The sequence below is a fragment of the Erythrobacter sp. LQ02-29 genome, assembly GCF_022576075.2.
Taxonomy (GTDB): Bacteria; Pseudomonadota; Alphaproteobacteria; order Sphingomonadales; family Sphingomonadaceae; genus Alteriqipengyuania.
In genome coordinates this window covers 695,200-709,699 of the sequence record NZ_JANCNT010000001.1, presented here as the reverse complement: position 1 = coordinate 709,699, position 14,500 = coordinate 695,200, and the positions used below count along the sequence as shown (strand labels likewise).

The following is a 14,500-nucleotide window of genomic DNA, read 5'->3' as shown; positions in this document are numbered from 1 at the left end:
CCCTCGACATGCGGGCGCTTGAGGGGGAGGCGACCGCCCGCCGCACCCCCGCTCCGGGCGCGAGCACCATCGCCATCGTCACCGATGCATGGTTCCCACAGGTCAACGGCGTGGTGCGCACGTTGTCGACCACGTGCGAGATGCTGCGCGCGGGCGGGTATGTGGTGCATGTGATCGCGCCCGACCGGTTCCGCTCCATTCCCTGCCCGACCTACCCCGAGATTCGGCTCGCGCTCGCTCCACCCGGCGCCATCCGGCACCGGCTTGCGGCGATCGCGCCCGATGCGATCCACATCGCGACGGAAGGGCCGCTGGGCGTGGCCGCGCGGCGCTATTGCCTAGGCGTAGGGAAGCCGTTCACCACCGCCTTCCATACCCGGTTTCCCGACTATCTCGCTCGCCGCACCGGCCTGCCTGCGGGGGCGTTCTGGCCCTATATCCGCTGGTTCCATCGACCGTCGGAAACGATCATGGTCGCGACCGAGAGCATTCGCGGCGAACTGCGCGAACAGGGGCTGACCAACCTTCACCACTGGGGCCGGGGGGTCGATACCGCCTGCTTCACTCCGGACGCCCCGCCTCCGTCCGCATTCGAAGGGCTTGAACGCCCGATCCAGCTTTACGTCGGCCGCGTGGCGGTGGAGAAGAATATCGAGGCGTTCCTCGCCAACGGCTATCCCGGCAGCAAGGTGGTGGTCGGCGAAGGCCCGGCCCGCGGCGATCTCGCCAGGCGGTTTCCCAAGGCGCATTTCCTTGGACCCAGATCCGGCCGCGAACTCGCCGGCTGCTATGCCGGGGCGGACGTGTTCGTCTTTCCCAGCCGCACCGACACCTTCGGCCTCGTCATGATAGAGGCGCTCGCCTGCGGCACCCCGGTCGCCGCCTTCCCCGTCCCCGGCCCGTTGGATATCCTGACCGACGATTGCGGCGCCGTCTCGGACGATCTCGACCGCGCGATCGCGGCGGCGCTCTATTGCGACAGGAGCCGGTGCGCGGCCTATGGGGAGACCTTCGGCTGGGACGCGGCGACGGCGCAATTCGTCGAAGGACTTGCGATCCAGGCGCACCCCTGAGGTCTCGCCGCCCGAGCGGGGCTTGCCGCAGGCGGTCCGCTCGCCTAAGTGTGCGGGTGCAACGGCCGCTCCGAAAGGGGCGGCCCTTCTATTTTCAAGAGGTGCCCGATGGCCGACCAACCCAAACCGCTGATGCCGCACGCGACCGCCACCTGGCTGGTCGACAACACCGGCCTGTCCTTCGAACAGATCGCCGAATTCTGCGGGCTGCACATCCTCGAAGTGCAGGCGATGGCGGACGATCTGGCGGGCAGCAAATATACCGGTCGCGATCCCGTGCACGCGGGCGAGCTGACGCAGGAAGAGATCGAGAAGGGGCAGAAAGACAGCTCCTATTCGCTCAAGATGCACAAGGCCCCGGTCGAAGTCACGCGGACCAAGGGACCGCGCTACACCCCGGTGTCGAAGCGACAGGACAAGCCCGACGGCATCGCCTGGATCCTGCGCAACCACCCCGAGGTGACCGATGCGCAGATTGGCAAGCTGATCGGCACCACCCGCAATACCATCGGCGCGATCCGCGATCGCACCCACTGGAACATCCAGAACATCCAGCCGAAGGACCCGGTAACGCTGGGCCTGTGCTCGCAGCGCGAGCTCGACGCGGTGGTGGCGAAGGCGGCGAAGAAGGCCGGGACGACGGATGAAGGTCAACCGGTCGCCGTTGCCGACAACACCAGCGACAAGGACAAGCTGATCGCCGAACTGCGGGCCGAGCGCGAGGCGAACGAGAAGGCCGCCGCCGAAGCCGCGCAGGAAGCCGAAGCCGCCGCCTGGCTGGAAGCGAAGCGTGCCGCCGAAGCTGCCGGAACGTCCGGCGGGGGCGACGAACCAGTCTGATCCTGCCCGGGGCGGAGCGAAGCGCCCTTGCGAAGGGGCGCGGGAACGGGCATCCTTGCTTACATGGATGTCAGTAAGCTGCCCTATCACCACCCGGTCGCCTGGGATTTTCCGCTAACGCCCAAGACCTTGCCTACGCTCCTCGCCGAAGCGGTGGCGCGCGCACCCGATGCGCCATTGGTGGAATTTCTCGGGCGGCGTTTCAGCTATCGGGAGATGCAGGCAGAGGCGCAGGCGTTCGCCGCGGGATTGCGCGCCCGCGGGATCGGGCGGGGCGACCGCGTGGGCTTGTTCCTGCCCAACATGCCGATCTATGTCGCGGCCTATTACGGCGCGATGATGGCCGGGGCGACGGTGGTCAATTTCTCGCCGCTCTACACGGTGGAGGAGTTGTCGCAGCAGGTTGCCGATTCGGGGACGCGGTTTCTCGTCACCGCCGATGTCGCGGCACTCTATCCCACGGCCGAGAAGGTGCTGCGCGCCTCCGCGCTGGAGGCGCTGATCGTCGGGCGGCTGGGCGATGCTCTCCCCACCCTCAAGCGCTGGGCGCTCAAGCTGCTGGGCGGCTCGAAAATCAGCAAGCCCGATTACGGCGACCGTCAGGGCCACGGCGTGTGGCGTTGGAGCGACCTGTTGACGCATGGCAATGCCGAGCCCGTGGACCTGACGCCCGACGATCTCGCTTTGCTGCAATATACCGGCGGCACGACCGGTCGGCCCAAGGGGGCGATGCTGAGCCACGCGAACCTGTCGCTGAACGCGCAGCAGGTCGATGCGATCGATCCTTTCGACGATGGCGACGACGACATCATCATGGGCGCGCTGCCGCTGTTCCACGTCTTCGCCAACACCTGCGTGCTCAACCGCACAGTGGTGCGCGGAGGATGCATCGCGATGGTCCCGCGCTTCGACGCGAAGCAGGTCATCGCGACGATCCGGCGCACGCGCGCCACCGCCTTCCCCGGCGTGCCGACCATGTACCAGGCGCTGCTCGACCATGACGATTTCAGCCGGGAGGCGCTTTCCTCGCTGAAGATCTGCATTTCGGGCGGCGCGCCCCTCCCGGGGCCGTTGCGCGAGGACTTCGAGGAGCGCAGCGGGGTGCGGCTGGTCGAAGGATACGGCCTGACGGAGAGTTCGGGCGTGGTGTCCACCAACCCCTATGACGGCACGCGCAAGCCCGGCACGATCGGGCAAGTGCTGCCCGGCACCGAGATCCTGCTGCTCGACAAGGAAGACCCTGAGGTCATCGCCCAGCCTGGCGAACCGGGCGAACTGGCGATTCACGGGCCGCAGATCATGCAAGGTTACTGGAACCGGCCCGACGCGGCAAAGAACGTGTTCGTCACGCATGGCGGGCGGCATTGGCTGCGTACCGGTGACGTCGCGACGCTGGACGAGGACGGCTTCCTGAAGATCGTCGACCGGATCAAGGACATGATCGCGGTCGGCGGGTTCAAGGTCTTCCCGAGTCAGGTGGAAGAGGTGCTGCTGGAAAACGACGCGGTGAAGGAAGCGCTCGTGATCGGCGTGCCCGACGATTATCGCGGCGAAAGCCCGCGTGCGTACGTGACCTTGCGCGAAGATGCCGATGCGACCGGCGAGACGCTGCACGCCTGGTTGAATGCCCGCGTGGGCAAGCACGAGCGGGTCGATCGCGTGGTGGTGCGCGACGAGCTGCCCAAGACGATGATCGGGAAGCTCGACCGCAAGGCGCTGCGGGCAGAAGTGCTCGGCTGACCGGCCGAACGGGTCAGCTCGCTACGGTGAGCCTGGGCTCGCGCGGCAAATCTTCGCTTGCCTGTCCAGTCGCATCGCGCGGGGCGAACCGGCCCGCCACGCTGGCACCCTGTTCGATCGTCAGCGTGTCGTAGCGCGCATCGCCCTCGATCGTCGCGCTTTTCAGGATCACCAGCTCGCTCGCATCGACCGAGCCCTCGATCCGGCCCGCAAGCCGCGCGCTGTGGGCCTTGACCGCTCCCTTGATGACCCCGGTGTCCCCTTGAATCAGCGCGGCACAGGAAATGTCGCCTTCCACGGTGCCGTCGATATGCAGTTCGGTCGAAGCATCGATGTCGCCGGTGATGGTGACGTCGGACCCGATGACCGAGAAGCTGCCCGAACTCTGCGGCTTAGCCACGCTGGCGCTTCGTGCCTGTGTCGGGGCGGCGGGCTTCTTCGAGAACATGGTTGGCTTTCTCCAGAAACAGGCGCGGATTGACCGGCTGGTCGTTGATGCGGACTTCGAAATGAAGATGCGGGCCGGTCGAACGCCCGGTGCTGCCGATCGCGCCGATGCGATCGCCCGCCTCGACCCGCTGACCCACCTTCGCGCCGAATTTCGACATATGCGCGTAGCGCGTCATCAGCCCGTTGCCGTGGCTGATCTCCACCACGTTGCCGTAGCCATGTCGCACGCCGACGAAGCTGACCCGGCCGGTCGCCGCGGCGAAGATCGGCGCGCCCATCGCGCCGCTGAAATCGAGCCCGGCGTGGAAGGCCGTCGATCCGTCGAACGGGTCGTGGCGATAGCCGAAGCTGGAGCTGATCGCCGCGCCCATGGTTGGCTTGAACTGCGGAATTCCTTCCAGCCCGGCCTCGAGCGCGTTCATCCGTACCATGCTCGCCGCCAGACGCTCGAAGCGCGGATCGAGCGGATCGTCCTTGTTCAGCCCGATCTTTTCCAGCGGACCACCCATCGCCGCGCCGCGATCGGCGGTGGCGATGACCGTGCTGGGATTGAGGCCGAGCTGGCGAATCGCCTTCGCCGCGCGATCGGAGCGGCCATCGGCAAAGCGCGTCAGCCGGTCCACCAGCGCGAGCTGGCGCGCCTCGATCGCGACCAGTCCACGCGCTTCGGGCAGCGCGGCGCTCACCTTGGCGACGGTCTCGGTCGTTTCGCTGCCTTCTGCCGCAGCATCTTCGGTGCGGGCATCCTCGGGCAGGGTGGTGATCACGCTTTCGAGGAAATCCTGCCGCTTCTCGAGGTCATGGGCGACCGATTTCAGATCGTCGCGATAGGCGCCGACTCGGTCTTCCGCGGAGGCGATCTTCGCCTCGCGTTCCACCAGCGCCGATCGTTCCGACAAGGTGCGGTATTGCAGATAGCTCATCGCGCCGAGACTGGCGATGGATGCAACGATCAACGCGATCGCACCGGCGGCGATCATTTTCTGCAGCCGCGCGGAAAGCGTTACGAAACGAACCTGTCCGTGAGAGCGCATGAAAAACTCGCGCTCCACGAACAATCCGGAGAGCCGCTGGCGAAAGCCGCCATCGGAGTGGTTAATAGTCAAGTCGACCCCCGACCTGTAATTGGTGTCCAATGCGATCCGCGGGGCGGCTAGCAGCCACCCTGCGAGGGGTCGAATCACGATAAGCGGTTAACCGCCGAGTCGAGTGAGTCGCGGGATGAAGCGACAAATATCTGTCCACCGAACCGATTTTTTTGGAACCAGCGAGCGTGGAGCGCGTTGCGCCCGATTCGTTTCAACGCCCAAGCTTGGCCAAAGCGAACGCTTGCCAGCGCAGCTCGCGTTCGCTTTGGTAGGCGTGGTGACACGCGCAATCCGCATCGGCCTCCTCGGTGGGAGCTTCAATCCGGCCCATGGCGGCCATCGCAGAATCTCGCTGTTCGCGCGCGAGGCGCTGGGGCTGGACGAGGTGTGGTGGCTGGTTTCCCCCGGCAATCCGCTCAAGCCCGTGAAGGGCATGGCTCCACTGGCGGCGCGCTATCGCTCGGCTGTACGCCAGGCGCGCCGCGCACCGATCCGCGTGACCGCGATCGAGCGGGAATTCGATACGCGCTATACCCTCGATACGCTGCGCGCGCTGCTGCGGCGCTATCCCAAGCGACGCTTCGTCTGGCTGATGGGCTCGGACAATCTGGCAATATTCCATCAGTGGAGAAGCTGGCGCGACATAGCGCGTCTGGTGCCGATTGCGGTAATCGCGCGGCCGGGTTATGATGCAGCCGCTATCGCCAGCCCCGCGATGGCATGGCTCAGGCGGTATCGCACGACACCGGCGGCCTTTCGTAAACAGGGGCGGTGGAGGGCACCGGCGCTGGTGATCCTGCGATTCGATCCCGATCCGCGATCGGCCACGGCGATCCGCCGCGCCGACCCGGACTGGGCGGCCGACTTCGATACCGACGCCGCGCCCCAATGGAGCCTGCGCGATCAGGTAACCCATCGGCCGATTCCCTCGCATTCCGCATTGCCGGGGAGCAAACCGGCGTGAGGACTGGCAATTTTCCCGTTGCTTCCCATTTTCAGACCATGACAGGAGTATCGCACTCGCCCATGACCAAGGCGCAACCCGCGTCGGCGGCCTCTGCCGACGACACGCTTCGTCCGCCTCTCGCCGATGCCGAGCCCGGCTCGCTGCACGCCCTCGTGCTGGAGCAGCTCGACGACGATCAGGCGCAGGACATCGTTTCCATCCCGCTGGAGGGCAAATCCTCGATCGCCGATCACATGGTGATCGCGTCGGGCCGCTCCACGCGGCAGGTTGCCTCGATCGCGCAGAAGCTGGCCGAGAAGGTGAAGCAGCAGGGGTTCGGCCCCGTGCGGCTCGAAGGTCTGCCCACCGCCGACTGGGTGCTGCTCGATGCCGGCGATGTGATCGTCCACCTGTTCCGTCCCGAAGTACGCAGCTTCTATAATCTGGAACGCATGTGGGCGTTCGGCGATGCGCCGCCGGTGGCGTCGGGCAACGCCTAGCACGTTATCGACCGGGCGGGGCGCGACGCCACCCCCGGAGTCCGACGGTACCGACAAATAACGCTCCTCCACATCATCGCTCGGGGCAAGATCGCCCGTTCGCCCGAGGCGGAGCTGGTCGCGCGATACGAGAAACGGCTGACCTGGCCGGTGAAACTGACCGAGCTCCCCGAAACCGGTGGCCGCATTCCGGAACCGCAAAGCCCACACCGCACCGTGCTGCTCGACGAGCGCGGGCGCGACCTGTCGTCCGAAGAGCTCGCCCAGCGCCTGGAGATGTGGCGCGACGGCGGGATGCGAGAGATACGTTTCGTACTCGGTGCGGCGGACGGGCATGCGGAAGACGACCGGGCCGGGGCCGATCTGCTGCTCGCCTTCGGCAGCGCGACCTGGCCGCATTTGCTGGCGCGCGCGATGCTGATGGAACAGCTCTATCGCGCGACCTCCATTCTTGCCGGACATCCCTATCATCGGGCAGGATAGCGCCGTGACCCGCGCTGCCTTCACACCCATCCTGCTCGGATTCGCCCTCGCCGGGGCGGTGGCCTTCGTGCCAGCGCTTGGGGCACAGGAGGATGGCGTTGCCGGAACCGCCTCCGACCCGCGCGAAATTCGCGAAGACATCACCCGTGCGCGGGCAGCGGCTCAGGCGGCAGCGGCGCGCAGCCAGCGGCTCGACAGCGCGGCGCGCCAGGCGCGAGAGCAGGCCGATCGCACGCGGCAGGAAGCGGCGGCAATCGCCGCGCGCATCCAGCAGTCCGAGGCGCTGATTGAGGCGAGCGAAAGCCGCCTCGCGCTGGTCGCGCGCCAGCGCGCCTCGCTCCAGCGGCGATTGGCCGAACGCAGGCAGCCGCTGGTAGAGCTGACCGCCGCACTGCAGAATTTCGCCCGCCGGCCGATCATCCTCTCGCTGTTGCGGCCCGGATCGCTGCGCGACACGGTCTATCTGCGCGCGGTGCTGGAAACCAGCATTCCGCAGGTGAAGCTGCGCACCGCTACGCTGCGGCAGGAGATCGAGCGGGGCCGGGCCCTGCAGCACGAAACGCGCACCGGCCTCGCTCAGTTGCGCCGACAGCAGCAGACGCTGGGCGAACAGCGCAGGAAGCTCGCCGCGATAGAGGCGCGCCAGCGCTTCGCCTCGCGTCGCAAGAGCGGCGACGCGGCGCGCGAAACCGACCGAGCGCTGGCCCTCGCGGAGGAAGCGCGCGACCTGACCGGGCTGGTCGACCAGCTCGACGATGCCGCGGCGCTGCGCAAGCGACTGGCCGCGCTTCCCGGCCCCGTGATGCGTCCAGGAAATCCCGCCGCGGCGCGGGTTGCGACCGGCGGGCCCGCGCCGCGCCTCTCCACCCGCGCGGCTCGGTTTCGCCTGCAACTGCCGGTGACGGGGCGCACCGTTCTGGGCTTCGGCAGCCCCACCCGGGGCGGCCAGCGCAGCGAAGGGGTGACCATCGCCACCCGGATCGGCGCGCAGGTTACCGCGCCAGCTCCCGGCCGGGTTGCTTTCGCAGGGCCCTATCGCGGCTATGGGCGGATCGTGATCATCGACCATGGCGATGGCTGGACCAGCCTCGTCACCGGGCTCGGGCGCGCCGATGCCCGGGTGGGGGACGAGCTGGTCGCGGGCGCGCCGATCGGTGTGGCGGGGGCGACCGATCCGCAAGTCACGCTGGAGCTGCGCCGCGAAGGCGAACCGGTCAATCCGCTCGACCATATCGGATAGGGGCGGGCCCGGCGGTCGCGTGCGCGAAAGCCGTCCCAATCCTCATCTGGCATTCACACCTCTTGCGCGATACATACCCGCGCCATTCCAGTTGGAGCCGCCGTGCACATGAAATTCGCCGCTCTCGCCCGTTCCGCCGCCCTAGTCACCGCTGTCGCGCTGATCCCGGCGACGACAGTGGGCTATGCCCAGGTCGATGCGAGCGCGGGTCCCGAATTCGCCCGGCTGTTCCAGACCTACCAGCGGATCAAGGCGAGCTATGTCGACAAGGTCGACGACGAGAAGCTGATCCGTGGCGCGATCGACGGCATGCTGGCCAGCCTCGATCCGCATTCGGCCTATCTTGACGGGTCCGATCTCCAGCGGCTCGAGACCATGATCGACGGCAATTATTCGGGGCTTGGCCTGTCGGTCGTGATGGAAGACGATGCGGTCAAGGTGGTCAGTCCGTTCAAGGGCAGCCCGGCCGAGGCGGCCGGGGTGAAGGCCGGCGACTACATCACCCATCTCGACGGCGATCTGATCTATGGCGGGTCGCTGGACGAAGCGGTGCAGCGCATGCGCGGCAAGGCGGGAACGTCGATCCGGTTGACGATCTTCCGCCCCGGGGCGGAAGAGCCGATCGAAACGACCGTGACGCGCGGCGTGATCGAGCTGGAGCCGGTCACCTCGGCGCTGCAGGATGGCGGGATCGGCGTGATCTCCGTCAACGAGTTCTCGCGCGATGTCGGGCGCGACGTCTTCACCGAATACGACAAGCTGCGCAAGCAGGCGGGGGGCAAGCTGAACGGCCTGATCCTCGACCTGCGGTCCAACCCCGGCGGGGCCCTGGACGAGGCGGTGATACTGTCCGACCTGTTCCTCGACCAGGGACAGATCGTGTCGCAGCGCGGGCGGGCGCAGAGCGAGAGCATCGAATACGACGCGGAAAGCGTGTTCCGGGGCGAAATCGCGGAAGGCTTGCCGATGATCGTGCTCATCAATTCCGGTTCGGCCTCGGCATCGGAGATCGTCGCCGGTGCCCTGCAGGATCACCATCGCGCCGTGATTATGGGTGAACGCAGCTTCGGCAAGGGGAGCGTGCAGTCGCTGATCCCGCTGGGCAAGGATGCCGCGCTGAAGCTGACCACCGCGCGTTACTACACGCCGTCGGGCCACTCGGTACAGGAAGGCGGGATCAAGCCCGACATCCGCGTGCCGCAACTGTCCGACCCCGATTACCAGAAGCGCCAGAAATACGCCCTGCGCGAATCGGATCTGCGCCATCACTTGATCAACGAAGTGGCGATCAAGGACGAGGAACTGGAAAACGACGCCACCCCCGACCCCCGCTTTACCGCCACGGCGGAGGAGCTGGAGGCGAAGGGGATCGAGGATTTCCAGCTCGACTACGCGGTCAAGACGCTGCGTCGCACCGGCGGTGGGGCGATCGCCGCCGCCAAGCGTTGATCGACTGACATGATCGGCGGGAAACCGGTGGAACTGCAGCCTTCGACACGGCTCGCGCGCATGCTGGCGCTGGGCATTCCCGCGCTGCTGCTGGGCGGTGCGTATCTCAGCCAGTACGGCTTCGGGCTCTATCCATGCGAGATGTGCTGGTGGCAGCGCTATCCCCATTTCGCGGCCGTTGCGTTCGGCCTGCTGGCCTTCGCGGCCGCACCCAAGCGGCTCTGGATTGCGCTCGCAGCGGTGGCGATCCTCGTCTCGGGCGCGATCGGGGCCTATCACGCGGGCGTGGAATATGGCTGGTGGGAAGGGCACACCGCCTGCACCGGCGTCGTTGCGGCGGGCGGCGATATCCTCAATACCTTGCAAGATATTCCCCTGGTCAGCTGCGGGCAGGCACAATGGACGCTGCTGGGCATTTCCCTGGCAGGATGGAACTTCATCGTCTCGACCATCGCCGGCCTCGCGATCCTGGGGCTGTTGCTGGGTCGTGGCGGGCAATCGCGGGGAATGATATGAGCGAACGACGCAACCACATCGACCGGATGATCCGGGTCGATCAGGCGGGTGAATTCGGCGCGACCCGGATCTATGCCGGTCAAATAGCGGTGATGGGCGATCGCGGGCCGCAATCGGGCGAGATCGCGGCCATGGCGCGGCAGGAAGAGGGGCACCGCGCCCAGTTCGACGCGCTGATGACGCGACGAGGCGTGCGCCCGACCGCGCTCCAGCCCTTCTGGCATGTCGCCGGCTATGCGCTGGGTGCCGCCACTGCCCTCATCGGCCCGAAGGCGGCGATGGCCTGCACTGCGGCGGTGGAGGAGGAGATCGACCGCCACTATTCCGACCAGCTCGATGCTCTGGCCCAAACGGGTGAGGACCCGGAACTGGCCGGCATGATCGAGGAATTTCGAGAGGACGAGCGCGCGCATCGTGATACCGCACTGGCGGCGGGGGCCGAACAGGCACCTGCCTATCCCGTCCTGTCCGGCCTGATCCGGCTGGGGTGCAAGGCCGCGATCCGCATCAGCGAGCGCATTTGAGGGAACGGCCGGGAACCGCGCCCCCCGTTCGCCCGCTTCAGTATGGGTTCACGCCGCGAGCGTCCTAATCGATCATTCGACCGCCAGTACCCGGGAAGACATATGATGACCGCCTCCGCCCTTCGCTTCGCTACCGCTCTCGCCCTGCCGCTGGCAGGCGCGACGATGCTGCCTGCCACCGCCGCGGCGCAGGACGATCCGGGCGACAAGGTCAACATGGTGATCGTCTATGGCGAGGACGCCTGCCCGCCATCGTCCGATGGCGAGATCGTGGTCTGCGCGCGCAAGCCGGACTCCGAGCGCTATCGCATTCCGGATGACCTGCGTTACAGCGACGATCCAGCCAATACGTCGTGGACGCGTACCGTCGAATCGATGGAGATGGTCGGCGCGTTCGGTATCGATTCCTGCTCGCCCGTCGGCGCTGGCGGTATCACCGGGTGCACCAAGCAGTTGATCGATCGGGCCTATGGCGAGAAGGCCAATTCGAGTTCGATCCGGTTCGGTCGCCTGATCGACGAGGCGCGGGCGGAGCGGCTTTCCACCATCGACGAGGAAGCGGCGGCGGAGCAGGAGCGCGTCGAGATGATCGAGCGTGAATACATGCAGCGACTGGAGCGGGAACGCGATGCCGAGACGACCGGCAATGCCGCGGTGGATGCGAGCGCGCCGCCGGCGATTAACCAGGCCCGCCGCCAGCCGCCTGTCGTCCCCTCCAAGGAGACGCAGTTCGACGACGGGGAAGAGGGGCAGCGCCCGGCGACCGAGCCTTCGCTGGGCGATCCGACCGTTCCGTCGGACCCCGGCTAGTATCCTGTCTGGCCCCGCTCAATGGAGGCCGTGATACTCCCGATACCAGTCGACGAAGCGCGGAAACCCTTCGGCGGCAGGCGTAGTCGGTGCGTAGCCGTGATCGCGCGCCAACGCATCGATATCGGCGTAGGTGCGCGGCACGTCGCCCTGTTGCATGGGTAGCATTTCCAACTCCGCCTTGCGGCCGCATGCTTCCTCCAGAATGGTGATGACGTCCATCAGCCGCTCGGGACGATTATTGCCGATGTTGTAGAGCGCATGCGGGGCTACGCTGCCGCCGGGTTTTGCGGAGCCATCGTCCTTGGGCGGGGCGTCGAGGCAAGCGACGATGCCGGTGACGATATCGTCGATATAGGTGAAGTCGCGGCTCATCTCGCCGTGGTTGAACACCGGGATCGGCTCGCCGTTCAGGATCTTGCCCGTGAAGATCCACGGCATCATGTCGGGCCGCCCCCATGGGCCATAGACGGTGAAGAAGCGCAGGCCCGTCTGCGGCAGGCGATAGAGATGGGCGTAGGTTTCGCTCATCAGCTCGTCCGACTTCTTGGTCGCGGCGTAGAGCGAATAGGGGTGATCGACCCGGTCCTCGACGCTGAACGGCACCTTGTCGTTGCCGCCGTAGACCGAGCTGGAACTGGCATAGACCATGTGTTCGGTCCGGCGCGCGCGCGCCAGCTCCAGCAGGTTGAGGTGCCCCATCACGTTGGCGCGGACATAGGCGTGGGGATTTTCCAGCGAATAGCGCACGCCCGGCTGCGCACCGAGATGGACGATGCGATCGAAATCCTCGCCTTCCACGGTGGCCGAGAGGGCATCCAAGTCCGCGAAATCGCAATGGCGGAACGCGAAGGCGTCGCCCGCCGCCTGTGCCACCCGCGCCAGCCGCGCTTCCTTCAGCGCCGGGTCGTAATAGGGTACCAGATTGTCGATCCCGAGCACCCGGTCGCCGCGCGCGGCCAGCCGTTCGGTCAGCGCCGAGCCGATGAAACCGGCAGCGCCCGTTACCAGAACCCGCACCGGTTCAGCCCTTGTCGAGCGAGATGTCGGGCGCGTCTTCCTGCTTCATGCCGACGACGTGATAGCCCGCATCGACATGGTGGACCTCGCCGGTCACGCCGCTCGACAGGTCGGAGAGGAAATATAGGCCCGAACCGCCGACATCCTCGATCGTGACGTTGCGCCGCAGCGGCGAATTGAGCTCGTTCCACTTGAGGATGTAGCGGAAATCGCCGATCCCGCTCGCCGCCAGCGTCTTGATCGGTCCGGCGCTGATCGCGTTCACGCGGATGTTCGCGGGGCCGAGATCGTTGGCGAGATATTGCACGCTCGTTTCCAGCGCGGCCTTCGCCACGCCCATCACGTTGTAATGCGGAATGACCTTCTCCGCGCCGTAATAGGTCAGCGTCAGAATGCTGCCGCCGCTTTCGGGCATCATTTCCGCCGCGCGCTTCGCCACCGCGACCAAGCTGTAGGCCGAGATGTTCATGGTCATCAGGAAATTGTCGAGGCTGGTGTCGACATATTTTCCACGCAGCTCGCTCTTGTCGGAAAAGCCGATCGCGTGGACGACGAAATCCAAATTGTCCCAGCGCTCCTTCAGCGTGTCGAAGGCGCGATCCAGCGCGTCCATGTCCGACACGTCGCATTCGAAGGTGAAGTCGCTGCCGAGCTGTTCCGCCAGCGGCACGACCCGCTTCTTCAGCGCCTCGCCCTGATAGGAGAACGCCAGCTCGGCACCCTGTTCGCTCAACTTCTTCGCGATACCCCAGGCGAGCGATTTGTCGTTCGCCAGCCCCATGATGAGACCGCGCTTGCCTGCCATCAAACCCGTCATTCCAATTCCTCTTCAGTCGCCGCGGCGTCGCTTTCCGCATCCTTGCGCCGGCGATCGTCGGCCTGCCCGATCAGGTCGGCTTCTTCCGGCGTTTCCGCCAGCGCGGCATTCAGTTCGACGCCCACGACCATCCCTAGCCCCACCAGCCAGAAAAAGAAAAGCGCCACCATCAGCCCCGCCAGCGAGCCGTAGGTCAGGTCGTAGCTGAAGAAGCTGCGCAGCACCGGCGGCAGCGCAACAGTGACCGCGATCCACCACAACGTCACCGCCAGGGCACCGGGCCATTTGGGATAGCGCCGCGATCGGTAGGTGGCCGGGGTCAGCGAATAGAACAGCAGGTAGATCGAACCGAACAGACCCAGGCCGGGGACGAACCGGGCGAGCGAGAGATTGCGCAACAGATCGGTCAGCAGCGGGAAGAATGCGTCGACCACCTGCTGCACCGCGCCGATGACGACCTGCGCGATGAGCGAGAGCATCAGCAGCACGACCGCGCCCAGCACCACGCCGGCGGACAGCAGGCGGTAGCGCCAGAACGCCAGCGTCGGCTCCGTTCCGTAGGCCCGGCGCAGCATGTCGCGGATCGTTTCGACGAGGCTCCCCACGGTCCAGAAACCTACCAGCCCGCCGACCCACAACACCCAGCCGGATCGTGCGGAAACGACGTCGCGCGCCACCGGCTCGATCACGTCGGCGACCATCGGCGGCATGGCGAGCAGGAGGGCGTTGATCGTCGCCGCGCGCTCGCTTTCCTCTCCGACCAGGGAGAACAGGGCGGCGGCGGTGATGAAGAAGGGGAAGATCGTCAGCATCGCCAGATAGGCGAGATTGCCGGCATAGATGAAACCGTCGTTGAACGTACCGATGGCGACGCGCTTCAGGACTTTGAAGAAGCGGGTGCCGGGCCCGACGCGCTCCACGATCTCGCCGCGCAGGGTCTTCGCCTCGCGGCGCCGATCCTCCGGAGTGAGGGAGCGCAAGCGCCGCTTTTCGGGACTCGGCAA

At 66.5% G+C, this 14,500-nt stretch carries 16 protein-coding genes; 11 read left to right on the top strand and 5 right to left on the bottom strand.

The genetic code is table 11. The features are described 5' to 3' along the window. The first annotated feature begins 8 nt into the window (after nucleotides 1-8). The 3 genes from MKP08_RS03480 (at nucleotide 9) to MKP08_RS03470 (ending at nucleotide 3,653) form a co-directional block, all read left to right on the top strand. Nucleotides 9-1,073, top strand: a complete 1,065-nt coding sequence (locus MKP08_RS03480) for a glycosyltransferase family 1 protein (RefSeq protein ID WP_241555523.1) — start codon at nucleotides 9-11, stop codon at nucleotides 1,071-1,073. Between the two features lie 108 nt (nucleotides 1,074-1,181). Next, nucleotides 1,182-1,913, top strand: a complete 732-nt coding sequence (locus MKP08_RS03475) for a DUF1013 domain-containing protein (RefSeq protein WP_241554897.1) — start codon at nucleotides 1,182-1,184, stop codon at nucleotides 1,911-1,913. A 63-nt stretch (nucleotides 1,914-1,976) separates the two neighbouring features. Beyond that, complete coding sequence (locus MKP08_RS03470) at nucleotides 1,977-3,653, top strand: long-chain fatty acid--CoA ligase (protein WP_241554896.1); 1,677 nt, start codon at nucleotides 1,977-1,979, stop codon at nucleotides 3,651-3,653. Nucleotides 3,654-3,666: 13 nt separating this feature from the next. On the opposite strand, the gene MKP08_RS03465 is transcribed toward MKP08_RS03470, so the two are convergent. Further along, the gene (locus MKP08_RS03465) at nucleotides 3,667-4,053 is read right to left on the bottom strand and encodes a polymer-forming cytoskeletal protein (protein WP_241554895.1); all 387 of its coding nucleotides are present in this window, start codon (nucleotides 4,051-4,053) and stop codon (nucleotides 3,667-3,669) included. After that, entirely contained in the window at nucleotides 4,046-5,209 is a 1,164-nt protein-coding gene (locus MKP08_RS03460) for a M23 family metallopeptidase (RefSeq protein ID WP_241554894.1), read from the bottom strand. The genes MKP08_RS03465 and MKP08_RS03460 overlap by 8 nt, the downstream gene beginning before the upstream one ends. A 223-nt stretch (nucleotides 5,210-5,432) precedes the next feature. Here MKP08_RS03460 and MKP08_RS03455 point away from each other — a divergent pair, with 223 nt between their 5' ends. The 8 genes from MKP08_RS03455 to MKP08_RS03420 all read left to right on the top strand — a co-directional run bounded on the left by MKP08_RS03455 (nucleotide 5,433) and on the right by MKP08_RS03420 (nucleotide 11,659). Beyond that, nucleotides 5,433-6,155: a nicotinate-nucleotide adenylyltransferase gene (locus tag MKP08_RS03455; protein ID WP_241554893.1), complete on the top strand. Its 723-nt coding sequence runs from the start codon at nucleotides 5,433-5,435 to the stop codon at nucleotides 6,153-6,155. A gap of 62 nt (nucleotides 6,156-6,217) precedes the next feature. After that, the gene (rsfS, locus tag MKP08_RS03450; RefSeq protein WP_215229427.1) at nucleotides 6,218-6,637 is read left to right on the top strand and encodes a ribosome silencing factor; all 420 of its coding nucleotides are present in this window, start codon (nucleotides 6,218-6,220) and stop codon (nucleotides 6,635-6,637) included. A 57-nt stretch (nucleotides 6,638-6,694) separates the two neighbouring features. Then, on the top strand, nucleotides 6,695-7,120 hold the full coding sequence (locus MKP08_RS03445; protein WP_241555522.1) for a 23S rRNA (pseudouridine(1915)-N(3))-methyltransferase RlmH: 426 nt from the start codon (nucleotides 6,695-6,697) through the stop codon (nucleotides 7,118-7,120). Between the two features lie 4 nt (nucleotides 7,121-7,124). After that, complete coding sequence (locus MKP08_RS03440; RefSeq protein ID WP_241554892.1) at nucleotides 7,125-8,360, top strand: peptidoglycan DD-metalloendopeptidase family protein; 1,236 nt, start codon at nucleotides 7,125-7,127, stop codon at nucleotides 8,358-8,360. 108 nt (nucleotides 8,361-8,468) lie between these two features. After that, on the top strand, nucleotides 8,469-9,809 hold the full coding sequence (locus MKP08_RS03435; RefSeq protein ID WP_241554891.1) for a S41 family peptidase: 1,341 nt from the start codon (nucleotides 8,469-8,471) through the stop codon (nucleotides 9,807-9,809). Nucleotides 9,810-9,818: 9 nt separating this feature from the next. Then, the gene (locus MKP08_RS03430; protein ID WP_241554890.1) at nucleotides 9,819-10,325 is read left to right on the top strand and encodes a disulfide bond formation protein B; all 507 of its coding nucleotides are present in this window, start codon (nucleotides 9,819-9,821) and stop codon (nucleotides 10,323-10,325) included. Further along, entirely contained in the window at nucleotides 10,322-10,849 is a 528-nt protein-coding gene (locus tag MKP08_RS03425) for a demethoxyubiquinone hydroxylase family protein (protein ID WP_241554889.1), read from the top strand. Before MKP08_RS03430 ends, MKP08_RS03425 begins: the two co-directional genes overlap by 4 nt. 102 nt (nucleotides 10,850-10,951) lie before the next feature. Continuing rightward, nucleotides 10,952-11,659, top strand: coding sequence for a hypothetical protein (locus MKP08_RS03420; RefSeq protein ID WP_241554888.1), 708 nt, complete (start codon nucleotides 10,952-10,954; stop codon nucleotides 11,657-11,659). Between the two features lie 18 nt (nucleotides 11,660-11,677). On the opposite strand, the gene MKP08_RS03415 is transcribed toward MKP08_RS03420, so the two are convergent. The 3 genes from MKP08_RS03415 to MKP08_RS03405 are packed head-to-tail and all read right to left on the bottom strand — an operon-like array spanning nucleotide 11,678 to nucleotide 14,476. Beyond that, nucleotides 11,678-12,679, bottom strand: a complete 1,002-nt coding sequence (locus MKP08_RS03415) for an NAD-dependent epimerase/dehydratase family protein (protein WP_241554887.1) — start codon at nucleotides 12,677-12,679, stop codon at nucleotides 11,678-11,680. Between the two features lie 4 nt (nucleotides 12,680-12,683). Beyond that, entirely contained in the window at nucleotides 12,684-13,496 is an 813-nt protein-coding gene (fabI, locus tag MKP08_RS03410) for an enoyl-ACP reductase FabI (protein ID WP_241554886.1), read from the bottom strand. After that, nucleotides 13,493-14,476, bottom strand: a complete 984-nt coding sequence (locus tag MKP08_RS03405) for a YihY/virulence factor BrkB family protein (RefSeq protein WP_241554885.1) — start codon at nucleotides 14,474-14,476, stop codon at nucleotides 13,493-13,495. Before MKP08_RS03405 ends, fabI begins: the two co-directional genes overlap by 4 nt. Nucleotides 14,477-14,500: the final 24 nt, after the last annotated feature.